We start from the raw sequence: 18,732 nt of genomic DNA, 5'->3' as shown, positions 1-18,732 counted from the left end.
CCGCGCCACTTGTTTCACTTTCTTCGCGATCAGGACACGAGTGCCAAGGGGACCCTAAGGTGCCATAGGTGCGATCTGGGGTCCTATTGTCGGAACAGCGCGAGAAAGGTCGGCTCCCCTGGCGGCCATTTTTCGGCCGTTCTGATGTGAGTGAGGCCCACGGCCTTGAGTTCGTCGACCACGATGCCCGGCGGGACGCCATGTCCGCCCCGATTGGCGGGCACACCCTTGGGAATCTGACCTCCGCTGCGATCCTCGAGGTCGATGATGGCCAACCGTCCGCCAGGTTTCAGCGACGCGACCAGGCTCCTGTTGAACGCGTCGACTGCCGTGATGTGGTGATAGACGTTACGGAGGACAATCGCATCGCAGCACGCGTCGGGCAGATTCGTCGCTGCCTCTGCGCCTTCGATCACGGTCACGTTCGTCAACCCTTCCTTCTTCACGTCCTCGCGCGTTTGCCGCAGCGCATGCTCGGTAATGTCGGTGGCGAACACGCGGCCCGAGCCGATCCAATGCCCGAGCACCACCGTCATCGCGCCGAAGCCGGACCCGACATCGGCCACGGTCATGCCGGGCTTCAACTCCAGCACCTCGACGAGCTTGGGCGCATCGAGCTCGGCCTGCCTGCGCTCCTGCGCGATCCATGCTGAAGCCAAGACTCCGAACTGAGGCGCCGCCACGAAGGGAATCGAGTTGAGCCTTTACTGGCCCTTCTTCTTCATCTCTTGATTCTGCCGCTCGGTCGTCGGCGGCACGATGCCCTTCAAGCGCAGGTACACCGCCATCGTTGCGTACGTCTGCATGCCGTGCGTGACGAGGCTCACAGGGAGGAGCCCCTTCGCGGCTTGGTTGTCGCCCACCTTCGTCAGCTCGGTCATGGTCTGCTCCGTGAGCGTGTTCACTGGCGGATCGCAGTACTCGGCCGACGCCTCGAGCAGCGCGATCGCGTCGGTCTTGGTACGCGTGGCGTCTTCCTCCTCGTCTTTCTTCGGGTTTGGCTCTCCGCTCAGCGCGGCACAGGTGCCGAACTGGGACAACGCGACATGCGCGACGAGCTGACCGAACGGCCTGATGTCGGGCGTTGGCCTGAACCCATAGTGCTCCTCCGGCATCTTCTCCGCTGCCTCGGCGAGGTTACGCTGCGTCTCTTTGTAGCCATCCAGCATCTGGCCCAAGAGCGTGAAGGTCTTGCCGGTCGGAGCCGGTTCCTGTTGTGAGGCCGCTCTGCTCGGGATCACGAACAGTACGAACAGCAACGCGCAGACAGTTGTATTGTGCATCTAGGCCTCCAAATGAATGGGACCTTGCCATCGTGGCAGGCGCGGTATTGCCGCGCAATGAGCATGCAGCGAGCCGCGTCAGCGCTACCTCGAGATTCAACACGCGCGCTTCACCGATCGGCTCGAGGTCACGGTCGACTTGGCGCCAGACGTGGCCGATGCCCGCGTGCCGCTGCTCATCGTTCAGCCGCTCGTGGAGAACGCCGTGCGGCACGGCCTCGCCCCACGAGTGCGTGAGGGTTCGCTGGTCATCCGTGCCGTTCGTGACAATGAATGGACGCGGATCGACGTCGAGGACACCGGCGTCGGGCTGCCGCCGGGATGGAGCCTGCACGACGCGACCGGTACCGGTCTTCGCAACTTGGCGTCGCGCCTCGCCGCGGAATTCGGCGACGCGGCGGCGCTCCATGTGGGTCCTCGGGAGGAAGGCGGCGTGCGGGCGACCGTGACGCTGCCCTACGTACCGTCATGACTGGCGCCTCGCCCGGGGGCCCGTGGCGGACGGTCGTCGTGGACGACGAGCCGCTGGCGCGGCAGACGCTGCGGCTGCTCCTCGCGCGCGAGGCGGACTTCGCGATCGTCGCCGAGTGCGGCCACGGTGCGGACGCCATCGACGCGATCCGGCGCGAGTGCCCCGACGTGCTGTTCCTGGATGTGCAGATGCCGGAGGTCGACGGTTTCGAGGTGCTGCGCCGTCTCGAGCCTGGCACGGTGCCAGCGGTCATCTTCGTAACGGCGTTCGATCGGTACGCGCTGCAAGCGTTCGAGCAGCACGCGCTCGATTACCTGCTGAAGCCGTTCTCGGACGAGCGGTTCGCCATCGTCCTCGAGCGAACGCGCGTGCGCCTGCGCGAGCGCACCTTCGCATCGATGGTCGGACGGCTGTCAGCTCTCCTATCGGCGACGGAGGCGCAGGAGCGCCGCCAGCTCGTGGTCCGCGATGGCGGCCGTACCGTCGTCATCCCGCACGATGAGATCCTCTGGATCGAGGCGGAGGACTACTGCGCGCGGATCCACCTGCGCGAACGCACGTTCCTCGTCCGCGACTCGCTGCGCGCGCTGGGAAACTCGCTGGACCGCAGCGGGTTCGTGCGGGTGCACCGCTCCGCGATCGCGAATGTCGCGTGCATCCGCGAAATCGAGCCGCTGGCCTCCGGCGATCAGCGCCTCACGCTCAGCGACGGCACGGTGCTGAAGGTCAGCCGCACCTACCGCGCCTACGTGGTCAATGCCGTGGGGAAGCGGTCGAGGGCCTGAGCGCCCCTCAGGCCCTCCTTCGTTGAGTGAGCCATATTTTCGCGAGCTGGAACCAACTCGACGGGTGGTTGCGGCAGGTTGAGAGCCTTCGACGAGCGGCGTGAGTGCTTGGATCGCGCCCCTACCTCGCTTCGCGTCCGTGGAAAACCCGGAGCATCAGAATGGAGCCGCCATCGTACCGGTACTGAAGGGCGTATGTGCCACCGAGCACTTGGAGGAGGAGTTCGCGGTATTCCTCCCGGCCTGCTACGGCTCGTCCGAGCTTCGGATGTCGGCGGAGGACGTCAGTCCTCTCGACAAGTTCGTTCGCGACGCGCGCCGCGAGGTCGGGAAACCGTTCGTGGAGGAATGCAGCAAATCGATCGAGGTCGGCGAGCGCTTCGAGCGACCACTCGATCTCTACCGGCCCGGCCACGGTCGAAACCCGGGCGTGCCCCACGTGCGGAGCCACTGCACCACATCGCCGTGCGGCACGCGCGAGCCTTCCGCGGCCCTGGCCGATCGACGATCGAGCTCTGCAACCTCATTGGCGTCCGCTTCCCTGGGAGCGCCGTCAAGGGCCGCAAGTTCGGCGATCAGTTCCGAAATGGTCACGCCGAGCTCGGCTGCTCGGGTCTGGAGCACATCTGCAGTGTGCCTGTCGACCTCGATGCTGACGTTGGCGTTCATGGCACCAGAATAGCCGATCCTGAGACGGCCCGATCGATACCCGTGCGGCCCACCAACGCGGTTCGATTCCCGTCTGCGGTCGTCACCATCGCCGGCTAGAAGCTGTTGAGAAGAGAGGGTGAAGTGCTGGTGAGCCGCATTTTCGCAAGTTGGGGAACCAGATGGACGGGTGGTTGCGGCAGGTTGAGGGATTGCGGCGGGTGGCCTGACGCCCACAAGAGCCGCCTTCCAGAGTTCCGCAAACCTCACCCGTTGTCTGAGGTCTCACGGCTTTGAGGGCGCTGTCACGGCCGCCGGGGTGCGTCGTTGACGACAAGGGCGACACCCGACAGGACGACCCCAACGCGCAGGCACAAGATGCACCACCGCACCAGCTTGTATTTCGGTACGCACACATAGGTCGCGATGTCGAAGACATGACCCAGCAGGTGCGCAAGCCGATCGGCACTTGACGTCGCAGAAAGGGCGGTCTTGAGTTTCTCGCTGGTCTGATGTGCAGCAATGCTTCGCCAGAAGGTGAAACCCGTTGACCGTGAGCTGCCGAGCCGAGGGCCACGATCCAGGCCGCAAGGCCATGCTCGCCACGAGCGCCAATTCGTGAGCGCACCGCAAGAACTCTTGCCGGCCAAGACAGTCTGCATCTGGCTCGCGCACAACAGCCGCGGCGCCCAGTCCAGGTCTCGCTCCTTGGAGGCCGTCGCCTGCCGTCCCGCTCGGCGTCGCACAGGAACCTTCGTCAACCCCATCCTGACCAGCGACCAGGCCGTGCTCGAGCGCGTGCTGCGTGAGAAACTGTGGCCCGGTGGAGCGACGCCGTTGTGGGGCGCCGTCGGCGCCGCCGTCAAGTCCCTTCAAGGCGAGCCCGGCCGTCGTGTCGTCCTGATTCTGACCGACGGTGCGGCCGCGGGGGAACTGCCGGGATACCCGCTGAACATCGGCCACGTTCGACAGCGGGTCATCGAGGGCAGCTTCATGCTCTACGCGATCGGCGTCCGCGGGAGCACCCTGACGAGTCCGGTCGACCCGGATCTCGCCATGCTCGTCGACGACTCCGGCGGCGCCCGCTTCGAGCTGTCAGACGATCCGGATCTCGAGGCGACGTTTTCGCGCGTGGCGGATGAGCTCCGCCGGCAATACCTGATCGGATTCCGGCCCGACGACAAGGTCAGGGGCACGTAGCGGATCGACGCGCGCGTAAAGAGCGACGGCCATCGGGTGCGCGCGCGCCGGGAGTTCACGGTCGGTGAGCGGCGATGACGATCGCGTTGGTTCTGGCGGGACTTCTCACACCCTGGCTGCTGCCGGTGCACCCCAGCGCTCGGTGACCGTCGCGGTCGCGGTGGAGCATCAGGATGGACGACCGGTCGAAGGCCTGACCGCCGCGGACTTCTCAGTCAGCGTGGACGGTCATCCCATCGACCTCAGCAAGGCGACGTACGAGGCGGGCGCCATGAGCCTGGTCGTCCTTGTCGATGTGACCACCTCGACGTTCTGGCCCGGCGACACCTCCGCGAGGTCCGTCGCTGACACGATCCGCAATCAGGTCCTGACCACGCTCCAGGATGACGCGGCGGTGATGGTCGGCAGCTTCGGCCGGTCCCTGCGGACCGACGAGGGATTCTCGACGGATAGAACTGCTCAGCGGCGGGCTCTCATGAGCGTGCTGAATGTACCCGGGGAGGAACGGACGGGCCCGTCGCCGATCTGGGATGTCGTGCACCAGCTGACGGACATCGAGCAGATCGCGGACCACATCGTGATCATCCGGCGCGGCCAGTGCGTCGTCGAGGGCGCCATCGACGACGTCCGGCAGCGGTGGAAACGGGTTCGCTGCGTGATGGAAGTCCCCGACGCGCCGCTGCCGGCCGTGGCGGCGGGCTGGCGCCAGGAGGGACGGGTTCTCACCGGCTTCTCGCCGCACGACGCGACCGACTTGGAGGCGCAGCTCGCCGGAACCGGCATCACGGTCATGGATGCCGAACCGGCCACGCTCAAGGAAATCTTCTTCGATCAGGTGAAAGCGTCATGATCTGGTACTGCCATTGGGTCGAGATGCGTCTGGGCGCGCTGGTGTTCGTCGGGCTCTGCGTGTGGCTCGGCGTCTCCATCCTCGGGCCCTGGCATTCGCTGGAATTCGGCCAGCCCCTACCGCTTACACCGCTCGGGCAGGCGATCGGCGCCGATCAGGTGCTGGTGTGGGCCGAGTTCGCAGGCCGCATTCTGCCCTTCAGCCTGGCGGCCAGTCTCGCCTTGTCGGGCGCCGGGTTCCGGACGTTCTTCATGCCGGTCGCACCGGTCGTCTACACGCTGACGCTTCCGATCTCGCGCAGCCGGCTCATCTGGACTCGCCTCGCCGCCGGCCTCGCCGTGGCGTGTGTCGGCGCGACGGCGCTCACGGCGGGCGGCGTCGCCTGGTTCACGATGCGAGGCCAGACCGTACCGATGGTGGAGGTGCTCCAGTCGCTGGTGCTCGGTGTGGTGGTCCTGGCCGCCATGCTCGCGATCGTGTCGGCAGCCATCACGGCGCTACCCACGGCGTGGGCGTTCCTGGGGCTCCTCGCGGTGTTGGCCCTCGCCATTCCCAACAGCTACGTCGTCTCCGCGCCGGCGCGGGACGATGTCCCCTGGCTGGCGGTCGCCGGCTACGTGATGGCGCTGGTCGCCACGGTGCTGTTCACGCTATCGTACGTCAGGGCGCGGGAGTACTGACTCGCGTGCTGGGCGCCATCCTGTACCGTCACTGGCTGGAACTTCGGTTCCTGGTTCTCGCAACCCTGGGGCCCTGGATCGTCCTCTGCGCCGTGACCGCGTTCTTCGCGGTCGCGCTATCGCCGAGGGTGTCCCCGGTCCTGGTACACGCATGGGCTCTCAGTCTTGCCGTCGTCGTGGCAGGCCTCGTCTTCGGGGGCACCGGCATTCGATCGGGACTCGAGATCGCGCATCGGTCCGTCTACTACACCCTCACCCTGCCAGTCAGCCGGTTCATGCTCAGCGGGACGCGGCTCTTCACGGCGGCGGCGATCGCATTCGCCCTCGTCTTCGGGGTCTTCATCGCGGTCGTCGCCGCGCTCTGGTCGGCCGGTCGCGGGGTGCCGCTCGGCTCGATGGCAGCGTCGATGCTCCTCGCCCTGGCCGTCTCGGTCAGCATCCAGGCGCTGACCGGTCTGATGCTGCCTCTGGTCACCGAGCGGTTCAGCCCGGCCCTGCTGTCGCTGGCTCCCGTCGGGGTAGTTCTCTCCATCGGCCGAACCCTGGACGATGAATCAACCGGCTGGATTCACGTCGTCCGGTTCCTGGAGTTCGAGCCGGCGCGATGGGACATCCTCGGCCTGCTGCTCGCCGGCGTCCTGTCGTCGCTGGTGGCGGCAGCGGTGCTCGTGCGGGTCAGGGACTTCTAGAAACTGGGGCGGCGGCGACGGCGGCGGGGATGATCAGGAATCTACGCGTCGACCAGCTCCCGGCCCTCGAGCACCTGCGCGTGATGGAGCAAGCGGTCGGGCCGCGCCGTGACGGCTGCCGCATGACGCCCGTCGGTGACTGAATAGATGTCATCTTGGCGCCGAATCAGAGTGTTGAGGAAAAGTGGTGAGCCGCATTTTTGCCAGTTGGAACCAGCTGGACGGGTGGCTGCGGCAGATCGAGGGGCTCCGGCGGGCTGGCGGTGCTGGTCGATGAGGGCGTGCTGACGGGAGACGAGGCGGTCACGTATGCTCGCATGATCCTCGCCGACAACGCGCGCAGGCTGCACAAGCTCGGGTCTGCGGCGTGAAGGCTCATGGCCCTCGACCGCGCGGTCGTGCTAGTGGGCTAGCGCATCCCGCCGTCCGCGAGCGACTTGAGCAGGTCGATCGGCAAGCGGGTGCCAGCGCGCGCGGTCGCGGTGCGGATGCGGTCAGGCGTCAGACCGTGGTCGCGTAGCATCACCAGATCGTCGATCGCCACACGCTCGTACCCGAGCGCCGTTAGTTCCTGCACGTACTTCGGCGTCACGCCGTGATCACGAAGGCGAACCAGCGAATCCATCGGGAGGCGGCGGTAGCCGAGCGCGGTCAGCTCGCGCACGAAGTCGACGTTCACGCCGTGGTCGCGCGCCCGAATGAGCTCAGTGGTCGGAAGTGCATATCCGAGCTGGCGCATCTCCCGCACGAACTCCGGGGACACGCCGTGATCGCGCACGCCAATCAGCTGGTCGAGTGGCAATTTGCGGTGACCGGCGTCAGCGAGCTCACGAACGAATTCCGCACTGACCCCATGGTCCCTGGCGTTGATCAACTCGTCCATCGTTTCGGAGCCGTAGCCGGCGTCGCGCATCGCCCGCACGTACTCCGGTGTGACGCCGTGATCGCGTGCCTGCCGAAGATCATCGGCCGACAGCCCCTCGTACCCTTGGTCCGCCAGCCCACGGATGAAGGTAGGCGTGACGCCGTGGTCCCTGAGCTCGATCAATGGCGCGAGGGAGCCGAGCCGGTAGCCGAGCGCGCCCAGGTCTTTCACATAGGTGACGTCCACGCCGTGCTGGCCGGCACGAACGAGCTCAGCGGTCTCCGGCTTCGCGTACCCCTGCGTGTTCAACTCGTCCAGAAACGCGTACCCCACGTCGTGTCGCGCCATCTGGTACTGCTCGCGCGCGTCCGGCCTGGCAAAGCCGCGCTTCGCCAGCTCCGCAGGGAAGCTCGGGTCAGGCATGAATGAGAACGTGCCGGCGCCGACGCCACGTCGCAGGATGCCTTCGAACGTGAACGTGCCTGCGTCGCGCCGCAACCGGAACTGAACGGATCCGTCCGCATCCGCGAGCTGCGCGGCCGTGAGCCCTTCCAGCTGCTCGATGGAAATGTTCGAGCTGGAGGAGGAATTCCCTTCCACGAGTCGCAGATGGACCGTGCCTGTCGTGTCGGTTTGACGGATCTCCCACGTGCCGGGCAACGTGTCCTGGGGGACACGCATCGCTGCCGCGGCAGCACGCGCAATGCGCTGCGCAGACTCCGCCAGCGGCCATTCCACAGCCTTCAAATGCGGACCGATCACCCGGTCCTGCTTCGGAGCCGGCGACGGAGCAGCCGCAGCGGGAATGCGATCCGTTTGCGGATCCGCTGCGTCAACCGTTGCCGTGGCACTCGCCAGCGGAAGCAGCACTGCCGCCGCCATCGCCGTCCCGGCGAGACGCACGCGCGGCGCGGGAACACGCCGGTTGCGCGCGGCATCGAGCACGGCAAGCATTCGACCTTCGAGCTGACGCGGACGCGCCATGCTCACCGCAAGGGCCGGAGCCCGATATCTGTCGAACGCGTACGCGATCTCGAGCAGGTGGCTGGCGTATTCGCGCGCCGGGGTGCCCGCCGCAATCACGCGATCGTCACAGGCCAGCTCTCGCTCGATGCGCAGCCGCCGCGCCACCCACCACGCAGCCGGATGGAACCAGTACATCGTGCACGCCGCAAACGCCAGCGTCTGCGTGAAGCAGTCGTACCGCGCGACGTGCGCCACCTCATGAAGGACCACCGCTCGTCGTCTGTCCTCCGGCCACGTGTCGGCCATGGCAGGCATCAGAATTGTCGGACGGCGTGTGCCGAAGGCCATCGGCATGCTGCGCTCGCGACTTCGAAGCAGCCGGAGCGGGCGCAGGACGCCCATGGTGGACGCGCACTCACTCAGGAGCCGTGTCCATTCCCGATCCCCCACGTCGCTCGCCAGACGCGCGAGCCGCCGGACGCTCCACCGTTGCATCGCGAGATGCATCAGCATGAGGAGCACGCCCGCTGCGTACACGCTGGTAATCACGGTGGGCCACGAAATGCTGACGGCCGGCGGCGCAACGGGCTCGGACTGGGGTCTTGCGGCAAGAGGCGCTGACGCGCGTGCCAGGCCTGCTGGTTCCTGGACAGGATCCACGACCGGCGCTCGGTCTGCAGCTTTCGCCGACGCCGGGCGAATCACGACCGCCCATTCCGGCAGCGCGATCGACAGGATCGGAAGCAGTAGCACACCGACAATGGCAAGCGTCCACACCAGGTGGCGTGTCGCGGCGGACGTCCGCCGGTACATGACGCCCTGCACGATTGCGGCGACACCCAGCAGCGCCGACGCTTTGATGGTGATCCAGAGAGCGGCGGACATGGCGGGATCGAGAAAGAAGGGGCTCATGACTCATCTCCCTGTGTGCGGACGCGTTTCAGCATGCTGCTCAGGCGTCGATACTCGGCGGCCGACAGCGGCGTCGACGTCATGTCGAGCAGCGCCGCAATCGCCGATCCGGGTGAGTTGTCGAAGAACGTCCGCACCAGTTGTTTCAGTGCAGATCGGCTCGCTTCTTCAGGCCTCACGGCGGGAAAGTACACATAGCGCGGACCGTCGTACTCGCGGGCAAGAAGGCCACGCTCGATCATGATGTCCAGCAACTTGCGCACACTGGAGGGGCTCGGCGCATCCGGCAGCTCGGATCGGATCCCCTCGACCGTCGCGCGGCGGCGGCGATACAGGATCTCCATGATCTGGCTTTCGCGGCGGGTGAGGTCGACGGTGGTCAGCTTCGGCATACGGCTCCGCAGGCGTCTGCGGCGAATTTTTTCGCCCTGCGCGAATATATTCGCGTGCGGGGCCGCGTGTCAAGGGAATCGCGTGCGGCTTTCCCCTAACGATTGACCTGCTCGAGGGCAAAGCGGGACACCTTCGCGTATCCCTTCACGATCGACTTCAGCTCGTTGATCTTGACGACGTCGTCGATACGGTCGAACCCGTCGGGTGCCCGGCGCTCCACCTCGTCGATCACACGTTCCGGTCCACCGGCGCGGTTCATCCGCACGATCTCTGCCGTCGCCGGCCGGTCGTCCTGGTAGGCGCGCAGCGCGGTCACCGGGTCGCGGTGCTGCCTGAGATGACCGACCAGACCGGCCGCATCCAGGACGGCTTGCCCTGCCCCATTCGAGCCCACCGGATACATTGGATGGGCGGCGTCACCGAGGAGAGTCACCCGCTCATCGCTCCAGAATGGCAGCGGGTCACGGTCGCACATTGGAAGTTCGTAGAACTCCGGCGTGGCGCCAACCAGGCCCTTCAGGTCGACGTGGGGCAGCGAGAAGAGCTCCAGGTACGGCAGGAGATCCTCCACACGACTTCGTGATCGCGTGTGGCAAGAGGTTGATGCCGACGCCGAGCTCGCCAGTGATGTCGCTTTGCTCGAACACCGTGCAGTCGATCCCAGCCTCGTGCAGATAGAGCGCGGTGACTAGCCCGCCGATCCCACCACCGCCAATCAAGACCTTCATAGGGCTAGAACCTTTGAGAACCCGAAACTTGTTTCGGGGCTCTCGAAATGCAGTCCCTTGGCAACAGATCTCAACGTCATCGTCCTGGTTTGGCTCTCCATCGAATCCGCCGGCAGTATCCGTAGCCGCCGCGCCAGCCACAAACGTGCTGGGACGAACTGTCCACACGGTGGCACAGACGTCATTGAGACCGTGACGGGCGGCAGGCAAGCTCGGCACTTCAGGGAATGGTCGGTGGCCGGCGATCAGCCAGCATGGCCGGCTCCCGAGACGCTGACCAATCAAGCTGGGACAAAGCGTCGCGATCCTGAGACCATCGTCACCTTCCTGTCTTGCACGGTCACGATCACCGAAGTATCGTGAGCGCCAGATGCTCTCTCGCGCCTGGGTCATGTGGATCGGGCTGCCGGTCTGGTGGACGTTGAATGGCCTCGTGCTCGCCACCGAGGTACGCAGCCTGGGTGACAGGTTCGGCAGCTGGGAGGTCGCGTTGACCTACGGCCTCGGCAGCTCCTGGACCTGGGTACCGCTGACGATGGCGGCGTTCTGGTTGGTCCAGCGCTATCCGATCGAGCGGGGTCGGCTTGCCATGTCGATTTCGATTCACGCGGGCGCAGTTCTCTCGATCATTGTCGTTCGGGCCATCACACATTTCGTGCTGAACGACTGGATTCGCTGGTACGATGAGCTCCCCTCGTTCGGCGCGGTGCTCCTGCAGAGCCTGTTCAGCAACTTTTTCTTCGGATGGGTGCTCGTGGGCGTCGCGCACGCACTGCTCTTCGCCGAGCGCGCTCACCAGCGGGAGCGGCAGGCTTCAGAGCTTCGAGGCCATCTCGCGCAGGCGCGCCTGCAGGCGCTTGCAGCCCAGCTCAACCCGCACTTTCTGTTCAATTCGCTCAACTCAATCGCGGAGCTGGTCCATCAAGATCCACAGGCTGCCGAGCGCATGCTCGTGCGGCTGAGCGAGCTGCTTCATCACAGCCTCGATACCGCAGGCGGACAGCAGATTCCACTCCGCGAAGAGCTCCGCCTCCTACGCCACTACGTGGAGATTGAGCACATGCGCCTAGGAGACCGCCTCCAACTGGCTTGGAACGTCGAGAGGAATACCCTCCATGCGCCTGTCCCACACCTGATCCTGCAGCCGCTGGTCGAGAACGCCATCCGATACGCGGTGGCGCCGCGTATCACGCCCACTCATGTGTGTGTCGCAGCGTACCGCCGCGACGGATGTCTCGTGCTCGAAGTGACTGACGATGGAGCAGGGACGCCACCGACGAAGGGTAACCGCGGCATTGGGCTGGCGAACACACGGGCGCGGCTGGAATGCCTGTACGGAAAGGGCGTTCAACTCACACTGACGACCGACCCGGGTGGCACGACGGCACGTCTGACCATTCCGGACCGGCCGAACCTGCAGCCTGCGTATAGTTGATCATGCTGCCGCTTCTTCGAACGCTCATCGTGGATGACGAGCCGCTGGCGAGGGCGCGGCTGAAGCGGTTGTTACGGGAGGAGCGTGATTTGGAAGTCGTCGGTGAGTGCGCGACCGCAGAGGAGGCCGCGCTCGCCGCCAGCAGCCTCCACCCGAACATCGTCCTCTTGGACATTCAGATGCCCGGTGGCGATGGCTTCGACCTATTCGACTATCTGCCTCCGGCAGAGCGCCCGCTGATCATTTTCGTGACCGCGTATCCGGAGCATGCCGTGCGCGCGTTCGACGCGCAGGCCATCGACTATCTCCTGAAGCCGGTTGCGGCCGAACGTCTGCATCGTGCACTGATACGCGCCCGGCGGCAGCTCCTGAAGACGCGCGTGGTGCAGGGTCCGGCCGAGACCGGCACGGTAGAAGCAGCGCTGCCCGCGAGCGATTGTCTGGCCCGTCTGGCGGTCCCGGTCGGGCCGCGCATGCGCCTCATCGCGACTGAAGAGATCGATTACGCGCTCGCGAGGGCGAACTATGTCGAGCTATTCACCGGAGGACGCTCGTTCTTCTTGCGCGAGACCATGAACCGCTTCGAGCTTCGCCTCGACCCGCGTGTCTTTCTCCGCGTCCATCGGTCACGGATCGTGCGCATCGATCGTGTGGAAGAGGTCGAACCGTTGACGTCTGGACAGTACGTGATTCGTCTCAAGAATGGCGTGCGTCTCACGTCCGGCCGCAGTTATCGCGCTCGGGTTCGCCAAGTGTTTGGTCTCGGTTAAGGTATCAATAGCTCCCCAGTGGGCTCTCAACTCGCCAGCATCGGATAAGTGAAGAGCGTGAAATGCACCAGGTTCAGGCTGAAATGCGCGAGCACCGCTGCCGCCTGCGGCGTGCGCCAGTCCAAAGAGCGTGGCCGCAATGCCAATGGCGAACGCTTCGCCGTGTAGGTGTTTGGTAAGCCGGCGGCTCAGTGCTTCCTGCAGATAGCCGCGGAACAGCGCTTCCTCTGTCATGCACACAAGCAGCAGATTGTTGAGCGCCCATAGCCATGCGACGTCGGGCCATTTCGGCGCGAAGGCGAGCTTGCCCAACCCAAGTCCCAGACCAAGACAAACCAGCGCCGTGACGACACCAATCGACGAACCGCATGCCAGGCCACGCCAGCCGCTGCGGCGGAGGCAAAGCGCCGGCCAGGCGATCAGCAGCCAGTACCCGGCCAGTGGCTTGTCGAGATTGAGGTACATCGTGAACGGCACCGCATCCGGCGTGAGCTGTAGCGGTCCAATCACCTGCGGATTGTCGAAGCCGGGCAGCAGATGGAAGCCGAGTCCCAACGCGACCGTGATGAACAGGACATGGGCGGCGATGCGCCACGGCCTGGCACGCTGCGGAGCAATCCCATAGGCCGACGCGAGCAGCACAACGAGGATGGCGACGGCGCGCCAGTCGAGCAAGCTCGCATTAAGCGCCAGAAGATATCCGCCGCTGAAGAGGGCGATGCTGACCAGGCGTAGCGGTGGCCACCACAACGACAGCGCGGCGAGGAAGATCAGTATCCACACCGCCGTTGTCAGCGGCACGCGCGCGGCATCCTTTCCCGCCCGCGTGGGCGACTTGGTATGGCAATCAGTGCGACGATAACCAAGCTTGGCTCGTTACTCACGCTACTCGTTGCGCAATGGGACAGACGCGACCAAGTGACACTACATCATGCCAACTCGCCTCCGTGGATACGCCCCGGGAATCGCGCTGACATCGCCCACCCGCACTGAACATTTGCGCCTTCTCATCCGTCCATTTACGATACGTCCAGGGACGTCGGGCAGGCGCTCGCCCACATCATTCTTCGCGCAGCGCCGCAATCGGATCGACGCGTGACGCCCGCCGTGCCGGCGGGACGGCGGCGCAAAGAGCCACAGTCATGAGCACGGTAAGGGCGACGGCGACAATCTTTGGATCGGATGCCGACACCTCATAGAGCTGACTCTGAATCAGGCGGGTGAGCGCAAACGCTCCGGCAATCCCGGCGGCGAGGCCGCAGATGACGAATCCCAGCGTGCCGCGCGTCACCAGCCATATTACGCGGCTCCCAGTGGATCCGAGCGCCATGCGGATGCCAATCTCTGACGTCCGGCGCACCACGATGCCACTGAGCGTGCCATAGAGACCTATGGCCACGAGTAGCAGCGCCAGCGCGGCGAACGAGGTGGTCAGGAGGCTGAGCACACGTTCTCGACGCAGTCGCGCGTCCATGTCGGCTGCAAGCAGCCGAACGCCGCGAACCGGTACAGCAGGATCGCTCTGCTGAATGACGTGCTCAACGGCGGGCACCGGGTTCGCCAGGTCTGGTGTGCTCCGAACCGTGATCGCTGGCCTCATATCTGGACTCTGCGAGAACGCCTCGTAAACCATGCGTTGAGACGGCTCCGTCACGCCCCGGTCGCGTGCATCCCGGATGACCCCGACAATCGTGTGGGCCGTCCGCTGACCAATGAGCCGAAACCGCTGGCCGACCGCATTCGATGTGCCGAAGAAGTGGCGCGCGAATGTCTGGTTCACCAGCGCGACACGCTCGGACGTCGGAGTATCGTTGGCTCCTATGCCTCGTCCGTGCAGCAGGCGGAGCCCGGCGGTTTCGATAAATCGCGGCCCAACCGAATTCCGGCCGGTCTCCCGCGCTTCCGCTGGCGCCGCCTCGAAGCCGGGCAATTCCACGAGTGTCGTAGCGTCCAGGCTGCCTAGCGTAGACCCCGAGAACGTCACGGACTGCACGCCCGGCACCGCTTCCAGCCGTTCGACGATGCCGTTGAGATACGGGAGCAGCTTGTCCTCGTCGTACCCCGCGAGGCGCGGCGCGACGCTCGCGACGATGCGTCCTTCGACGGCGAATCCAGGATTCAAACCGCGGTAGTTCGCGAGTGTCTGCAGAAAGAGCGCTGCGCCCATCAGCAGCATCACGCTCAGAGCAAACTGCCCGGCCAACAGTACCCTTCCCCATAGCGAATTCCGGACTTGCCCCTTGGTCTTCTTCAGCGCCTCCTGCGGGTCGGTTCGCGCCGCACGCACGAGCGCGCCCATCCCGGCGACGACACCTGTCAGGACCGACACCGACCCAACAAACGTGAGCACCCAGCCGTCTGGCCGCAGATCAACGGCGAGGAGGCCCGCGTCGCCAGCGAGAAGTTGGACGAAGGCGGGGCCCACCCACTGCGCGACGACCAGACCCAGCGCACCTCCAATGGCAGCGAGCAACACGCTTTCGGCGAGCGTCTGCCGAACCAGTCGCGAGCGCGTTGCGCCGAGCGCGAGCCTGAGGCTGAGCCCTCGGCTACGGCTCATCGTGCGCGAGGCGATCAGCCCTGCCAGGTTCGCGCAGGCAATCAGGAGGAAGATGACGACTGTCCCCATCAGTATCCGCAGCGGCCGATCCAGCGACTGCCGGAACGCCGATGCCGACCCCGTAGCCGCCGAGCGCACGTCAAAGCGCAGTTGGCCGGCAAACTCTCGAATGCCTCGCGCGAACTGCGGCGGCGCTGATGCAAGCATCTCGTCAACCGTGCGGTGGAACACCGGCTCCAGCGTCTGCTTCACACGCGCCATCGTGACATCCGGCTTCCGCCTGATCATGACGCGGAGCCACCAGTTGTTCCGGTTGCCAATCGTGCCGCGCCCGCGAAACAGGTCCGCGCTGGCAAGTGGCACGGTGACATCGGCCTCATCGCCAAGGGTCAGCCCGCGAAACGCCGGCGGCGTCACGCCGACAATGGTGGCAGGTTGTTGGTTTAGCCGGATCGACTGTCCGATGATGGCGGCGTCGCCCCCGAACTGCCGCTGCCAGTAAGCATGGCTCAACACGGCGACCAGCGGCGCTCCGGTGCGGTCGTCCGCACGGACCAACAGCCGCCCGAGGTATGGACAACGCCGAGCACGCCGTACGTCTCGCCGGACGTGAGCATACCGTGCGCGATCTCGGAGACACCGCGATACGACAAGCCTATGTCGTCGATGGGTGCAAACGCGAAGGCGCCTGCAACGACGTCTCGATCGGCGCCATACATGTTGACTCCGGCAAAGGAGGTGTTGCAACGGCCTGCGTCGCTAGGGTCGGCTAGCGGGTTGACGCACCCCAGCTCGATCAGTTCCTCTGGGCGTTCGACCGGCAGGCTTCGCGACAGCACGTCCCGGACAGCAGTGAAGAGCGCTGTCGTCGCCCCAATCCCGAGCGCGAGCGTCAGGATCGCCACGGCCGCGTAGCGCGGTGCGTTCGCGAGCGTCCGCATGCCGTATCGCATGTCGCGTGCGAGATCCTCGAGCCACGCCAGTCCCCGGCTACCCTGGTAGCGCTTCTTCATCTGGCCCTCCCTCGCGAACCAGCGTGGTGCCGAAGGTGGCCCTTCCGGAAGAGCACCACCAACCGAGAAGCGAGTCGTCGCAGTTGCGACGAGTCCTCGAGTTCTTGAGACCTCGACAAAGCACGTACCGTACCATCTAGACGTGCACACGGTCTCTTGGGACCGTAGACGAAAGGCCACCGTTCTCTTGTGCGCTGCCGAACAGCCTCGTCCCAAAGGCGGACACGGCGCCGGGCTCGCCGAGTCGGCGCGCCGTCAGGCCGTCAGGCGAATTGAACGCTCATCATGGATATGAAGTTGGCTGGCGCGGACATCCGAAACGCGGTTATTGGTGATGCGGACGACGTTGGTCAACTCGTCACAGAGTTGGGATACCCGACAACCTCCGATGCGATGAGGGACCGGCTGACGCACTTGATACTGGTCGCCACATCAGCGGGCCGGTTAGCGCCAATAGGAAGACCGTCGCATCTGACGCGGACCTCAGAGAGCATTTTCGCGGACTGTGGCCGCAATGCTTCGTGGGCGCAGACGAGGCTAGTGCCAGGCCGATCGTCACAGTGGCGTAGGCGCTACTGCCGTTCGATGTGATGCCAAACCGTGGGAGTATGCTTCTGTGAAGCCAAGTTGGGCGTGGCACGGAACGGGAAAGAATCGTGGCCCTTCGAAGGGGCATCGTGCGAGGGGTTCTGCGAGGGCTAGGAGACGACATGGCAGACATCAACCTCACGCAATCCGACGCGGATGCGCTCTTGGCGATGGAGAAGCATAGGATAGACGACAGCATTCATGAGTACCCGAGCCTCGGAGGCGCAGTTCGTGTCCCGTTGCAGAGTCCAGACAAACGCGAGTCGTTCTTTCTCGACATCACCCGGAGCCAGGTAAAGCTCACTAAGGGCACTTACCAGAACAGGGCGAGGAGTGTGGTCATCCTTGCCCGCCTCGATTTCGACGGAGCTCCTCACCGCAATCCCGATGACGAAGAGGTTCCGTGCCCACATCTGCACCTCTACCGCGAGGGCTATGGCGATCGCTGGGCTGTTCCGCTCCCGTCGGGCCGGTTCAGCAATCCTGGCGATTCTTGGCTGCTCCTGTTAGAGTTCATGCAGTTCGTGAATGTCACCGCGCCGCCGGAGATCCGAAGGGGCCTATTCACGTGATCGACGAAGTTCGTGGGCTACTCGACCAGTACGCGCAGTGGGTGCGGGACAAGAGTGTCTTGCGCGAGGTCAATGACCAGTACGTCGAGATCACCACTCCCTACCTCGACCGGCATAACGACTACACACAAATCTACGTTCGCCGAGACAATGGCGCATTCGTGCTTACCGATGGCGGCGAGACGATTCAAGACCTGCGCGCCGCCGGCTGTGATCTTGAAACGTCGAAGCGTAAGGATCTCCTCACTTCAACCCTCAACGGATTCGGGATACGACGTGAGGGTGACGCGATGCTCGTGAAGGCAACGCCGCAAGATTTCTCGCCACGCAAGCACAACCTGGTTCAAGCCATTCTCGCTGTCAACGACTTGTTCTATCTGGCCGTCCCGGTCGTGGCGAGCCTGTTCCTTGAGGACGTCACCGCGTGGCTCGAGCTGCACGACATTCGCTTCACGCCAAATGTGAAGTTCACCGGTCGAAGCGGCTACGACCACACATTCGACTTCGTCGTGCCCGCTTCACGCCGAGCGTCCGAACGCCTCATCCGGGCCGTCAATCGCCCGAGCCGAGACCTTGCTGAATCCCTGGCCTTCTCCTGGATCGACACGAAGGAGGTCCGTCCTGCAGCGTCCAGATTCTACGCGTTCCTGAATGACGAGAATCGCTCTCCTTCGACGTCCATCGTGGATGCCTTGCGAAGCTACGACATCGTGCCAGTAGTGTGGGGTAGTCGTGATGCAGTGCGGCAAGAACTGGCTGCGTGACGCACTCTTCGACAGACTGGACGATGCTCTCGTCGTTCTGGCCTGAGACACTTACCTGAGACCCATTGACAGTGCCCCCGCAAGCCTTCGACGCTGCAATTGCTTCAGCGCGGAGCTTCAGCCCATAACGAACACATCAAGGAATCGTGGACGAACAGGAGGCCCAACATGCATCCAACGGACCCACTTCTCGCCCCAATGAGAGGCGCCGACCACCGCGATGTCGGCGGTGTCGCGCTCGATGTCGTCAGCGCCGGCAGCGGTCGCGTGAAGCGCATGGTCTATCCCCCTGGATTCCGCTGGTCGACGCACATGAAGGCGATGGTCGGCACCGAGCTCTGCATGCATGCGCACGTGGGATTCCTTGCCCGTGGGCAGATCAGGATCGAGTATCCGGATGGCTGCTCGCTAGATCTCGCGGCGCCCCAGGTGGTCGCGATCGAGCCGGGGCACGACGGCTGGGTCGTCGGCGCGGAGCCCGCGGTGCTGATCGAGTTCGATTTCGAGCGCGAGACGGTGCAGCGACTCGGAATGCCGGACAGCCATCGGCACTAGCCGT

At 64.9% G+C, this 18,732-nt stretch carries 19 protein-coding genes and 1 pseudogene; 10 read left to right on the top strand and 10 right to left on the bottom strand.

The genetic code is table 11. The features are described from left to right. Window positions 1-83: 83 nt before the first annotated feature. Window positions 84-692, bottom strand: a complete 609-nt coding sequence (locus GEV06_21200; GenBank protein ID MPZ20407.1) for a methyltransferase domain-containing protein — start codon at window positions 690-692, stop codon at window positions 84-86. Window positions 693-704: 12 nt separating this feature from the next. After that, window positions 705-1,283: a hypothetical protein gene (locus tag GEV06_21195; protein MPZ20406.1), complete on the bottom strand. Its 579-nt coding sequence runs from the start codon at window positions 1,281-1,283 to the stop codon at window positions 705-707. Window positions 1,284-1,556: 273 nt separating this feature from the next. On the opposite strand from GEV06_21195, the gene GEV06_21190 reads away from it, so the two are divergent. Further along, entirely contained in the window at window positions 1,557-2,540 is a 984-nt protein-coding gene (locus tag GEV06_21190; GenBank protein ID MPZ20405.1) for a response regulator, read from the top strand. Between the two features lie 121 nt (window positions 2,541-2,661). On the opposite strand, the gene GEV06_21185 is transcribed toward GEV06_21190, so the two are convergent. Further along, complete coding sequence (locus GEV06_21185; protein MPZ20404.1) at window positions 2,662-3,042, bottom strand: hypothetical protein; 381 nt, start codon at window positions 3,040-3,042, stop codon at window positions 2,662-2,664. Continuing rightward, window positions 2,940-3,209: a hypothetical protein gene (locus GEV06_21180; protein MPZ20403.1), complete on the bottom strand. Its 270-nt coding sequence runs from the start codon at window positions 3,207-3,209 to the stop codon at window positions 2,940-2,942. The genes GEV06_21185 and GEV06_21180 overlap by 103 nt, the downstream gene beginning before the upstream one ends. A 597-nt stretch (window positions 3,210-3,806) precedes the next feature. Here GEV06_21180 and GEV06_21175 point away from each other — a divergent pair. The 4 genes from GEV06_21175 to GEV06_21160 all read left to right on the top strand — a co-directional run bounded on the left by GEV06_21175 (window position 3,807) and on the right by GEV06_21160 (window position 6,607). Beyond that, window positions 3,807-4,388: a hypothetical protein gene (locus GEV06_21175; protein MPZ20402.1), complete on the top strand. Its 582-nt coding sequence runs from the start codon at window positions 3,807-3,809 to the stop codon at window positions 4,386-4,388. 64 nt (window positions 4,389-4,452) lie between these two features. Further along, window positions 4,453-5,238, top strand: coding sequence for a hypothetical protein (locus tag GEV06_21170; protein ID MPZ20401.1), 786 nt, complete (start codon window positions 4,453-4,455; stop codon window positions 5,236-5,238). Next, a complete protein-coding gene (locus tag GEV06_21165; protein MPZ20400.1) occupies window positions 5,235-5,918 on the top strand; it encodes a hypothetical protein in 684 nt (227 codons plus the stop codon). The genes GEV06_21170 and GEV06_21165 overlap by 4 nt, the downstream gene beginning before the upstream one ends. Window positions 5,919-5,923: 5 nt before the next feature. Further along, entirely contained in the window at window positions 5,924-6,607 is a 684-nt protein-coding gene (locus tag GEV06_21160) for a hypothetical protein (protein ID MPZ20399.1), read from the top strand. 409 nt (window positions 6,608-7,016) lie between these two features. Here GEV06_21160 and GEV06_21155 read toward each other — a convergent pair whose 3' ends face one another. From GEV06_21155 to GEV06_21140, 4 genes are all read right to left on the bottom strand, one after another. Then, window positions 7,017-9,350 (bottom strand): hypothetical protein, encoded by a 2,334-nt coding sequence (locus tag GEV06_21155; GenBank protein MPZ20398.1) that lies wholly within the window; start codon window positions 9,348-9,350, stop codon window positions 7,017-7,019. Further along, entirely contained in the window at window positions 9,347-9,742 is a 396-nt protein-coding gene (locus GEV06_21150; protein MPZ20397.1) for a BlaI/MecI/CopY family transcriptional regulator, read from the bottom strand. The genes GEV06_21155 and GEV06_21150 overlap by 4 nt, the downstream gene beginning before the upstream one ends. A gap of 95 nt (window positions 9,743-9,837) precedes the next feature. Beyond that, complete coding sequence (locus tag GEV06_21145) at window positions 9,838-10,218, bottom strand: hypothetical protein (GenBank protein MPZ20396.1); 381 nt, start codon at window positions 10,216-10,218, stop codon at window positions 9,838-9,840. After that, complete coding sequence (locus tag GEV06_21140) at window positions 10,205-10,864, bottom strand: NAD(P)-binding protein (protein ID MPZ20395.1); 660 nt, start codon at window positions 10,862-10,864, stop codon at window positions 10,205-10,207. The genes GEV06_21145 and GEV06_21140 overlap by 14 nt, the downstream gene beginning before the upstream one ends. On the opposite strand from GEV06_21140, the gene GEV06_21135 reads away from it, so the two are divergent. Next, the gene (locus GEV06_21135) at window positions 10,842-11,906 is read left to right on the top strand and encodes a hypothetical protein (GenBank protein MPZ20394.1); all 1,065 of its coding nucleotides are present in this window, start codon (window positions 10,842-10,844) and stop codon (window positions 11,904-11,906) included. The two genes, GEV06_21140 and GEV06_21135, sit on opposite strands and share 23 nt — an antisense overlap. A 2-nt stretch (window positions 11,907-11,908) precedes the next feature. Further along, the gene (locus tag GEV06_21130; GenBank protein MPZ20393.1) at window positions 11,909-12,676 is read left to right on the top strand and encodes a response regulator; all 768 of its coding nucleotides are present in this window, start codon (window positions 11,909-11,911) and stop codon (window positions 12,674-12,676) included. A 26-nt stretch (window positions 12,677-12,702) separates the two neighbouring features. On the opposite strand, the pseudogene GEV06_21125 reads toward GEV06_21130, so the two are convergent. Then, window positions 12,703-13,477, bottom strand: a pseudogene (locus tag GEV06_21125) (CPBP family intramembrane metalloprotease). Between the two features lie 259 nt (window positions 13,478-13,736). Continuing rightward, window positions 13,737-15,983 (bottom strand): FtsX-like permease family protein, encoded by a 2,247-nt coding sequence (locus GEV06_21120; protein ID MPZ20392.1) that lies wholly within the window; start codon window positions 15,981-15,983, stop codon window positions 13,737-13,739. A 976-nt stretch (window positions 15,984-16,959) separates the two neighbouring features. On the opposite strand from GEV06_21120, the gene GEV06_21115 reads away from it, so the two are divergent. The 3 genes from GEV06_21115 to GEV06_21105 all read left to right on the top strand — a co-directional run bounded on the left by GEV06_21115 (window position 16,960) and on the right by GEV06_21105 (window position 18,728). Then, window positions 16,960-17,409: a hypothetical protein gene (locus GEV06_21115; protein ID MPZ20391.1), complete on the top strand. Its 450-nt coding sequence runs from the start codon at window positions 16,960-16,962 to the stop codon at window positions 17,407-17,409. Next, entirely contained in the window at window positions 17,406-18,173 is a 768-nt protein-coding gene (locus GEV06_21110; protein MPZ20390.1) for a DUF1829 domain-containing protein, read from the top strand. The genes GEV06_21115 and GEV06_21110 overlap by 4 nt, the downstream gene beginning before the upstream one ends. A gap of 168 nt (window positions 18,174-18,341) precedes the next feature. Beyond that, a complete protein-coding gene (locus tag GEV06_21105; GenBank protein ID MPZ20389.1) occupies window positions 18,342-18,728 on the top strand; it encodes a hypothetical protein in 387 nt (128 codons plus the stop codon). The last annotated feature ends 4 nt before the right edge of the window (window positions 18,729-18,732 follow it).

Origin of the sequence: Luteitalea sp., from assembly GCA_009377605.1 — a bacterium.
In the GTDB taxonomy this organism is placed as follows: Bacteria; Acidobacteriota; Vicinamibacteria; order Vicinamibacterales; family Vicinamibacteraceae; genus WHTT01.
The sequence above is the reverse complement of the archived record's forward strand: the minus strand, read 5'-3'. Positions and strand labels throughout refer to the sequence as shown.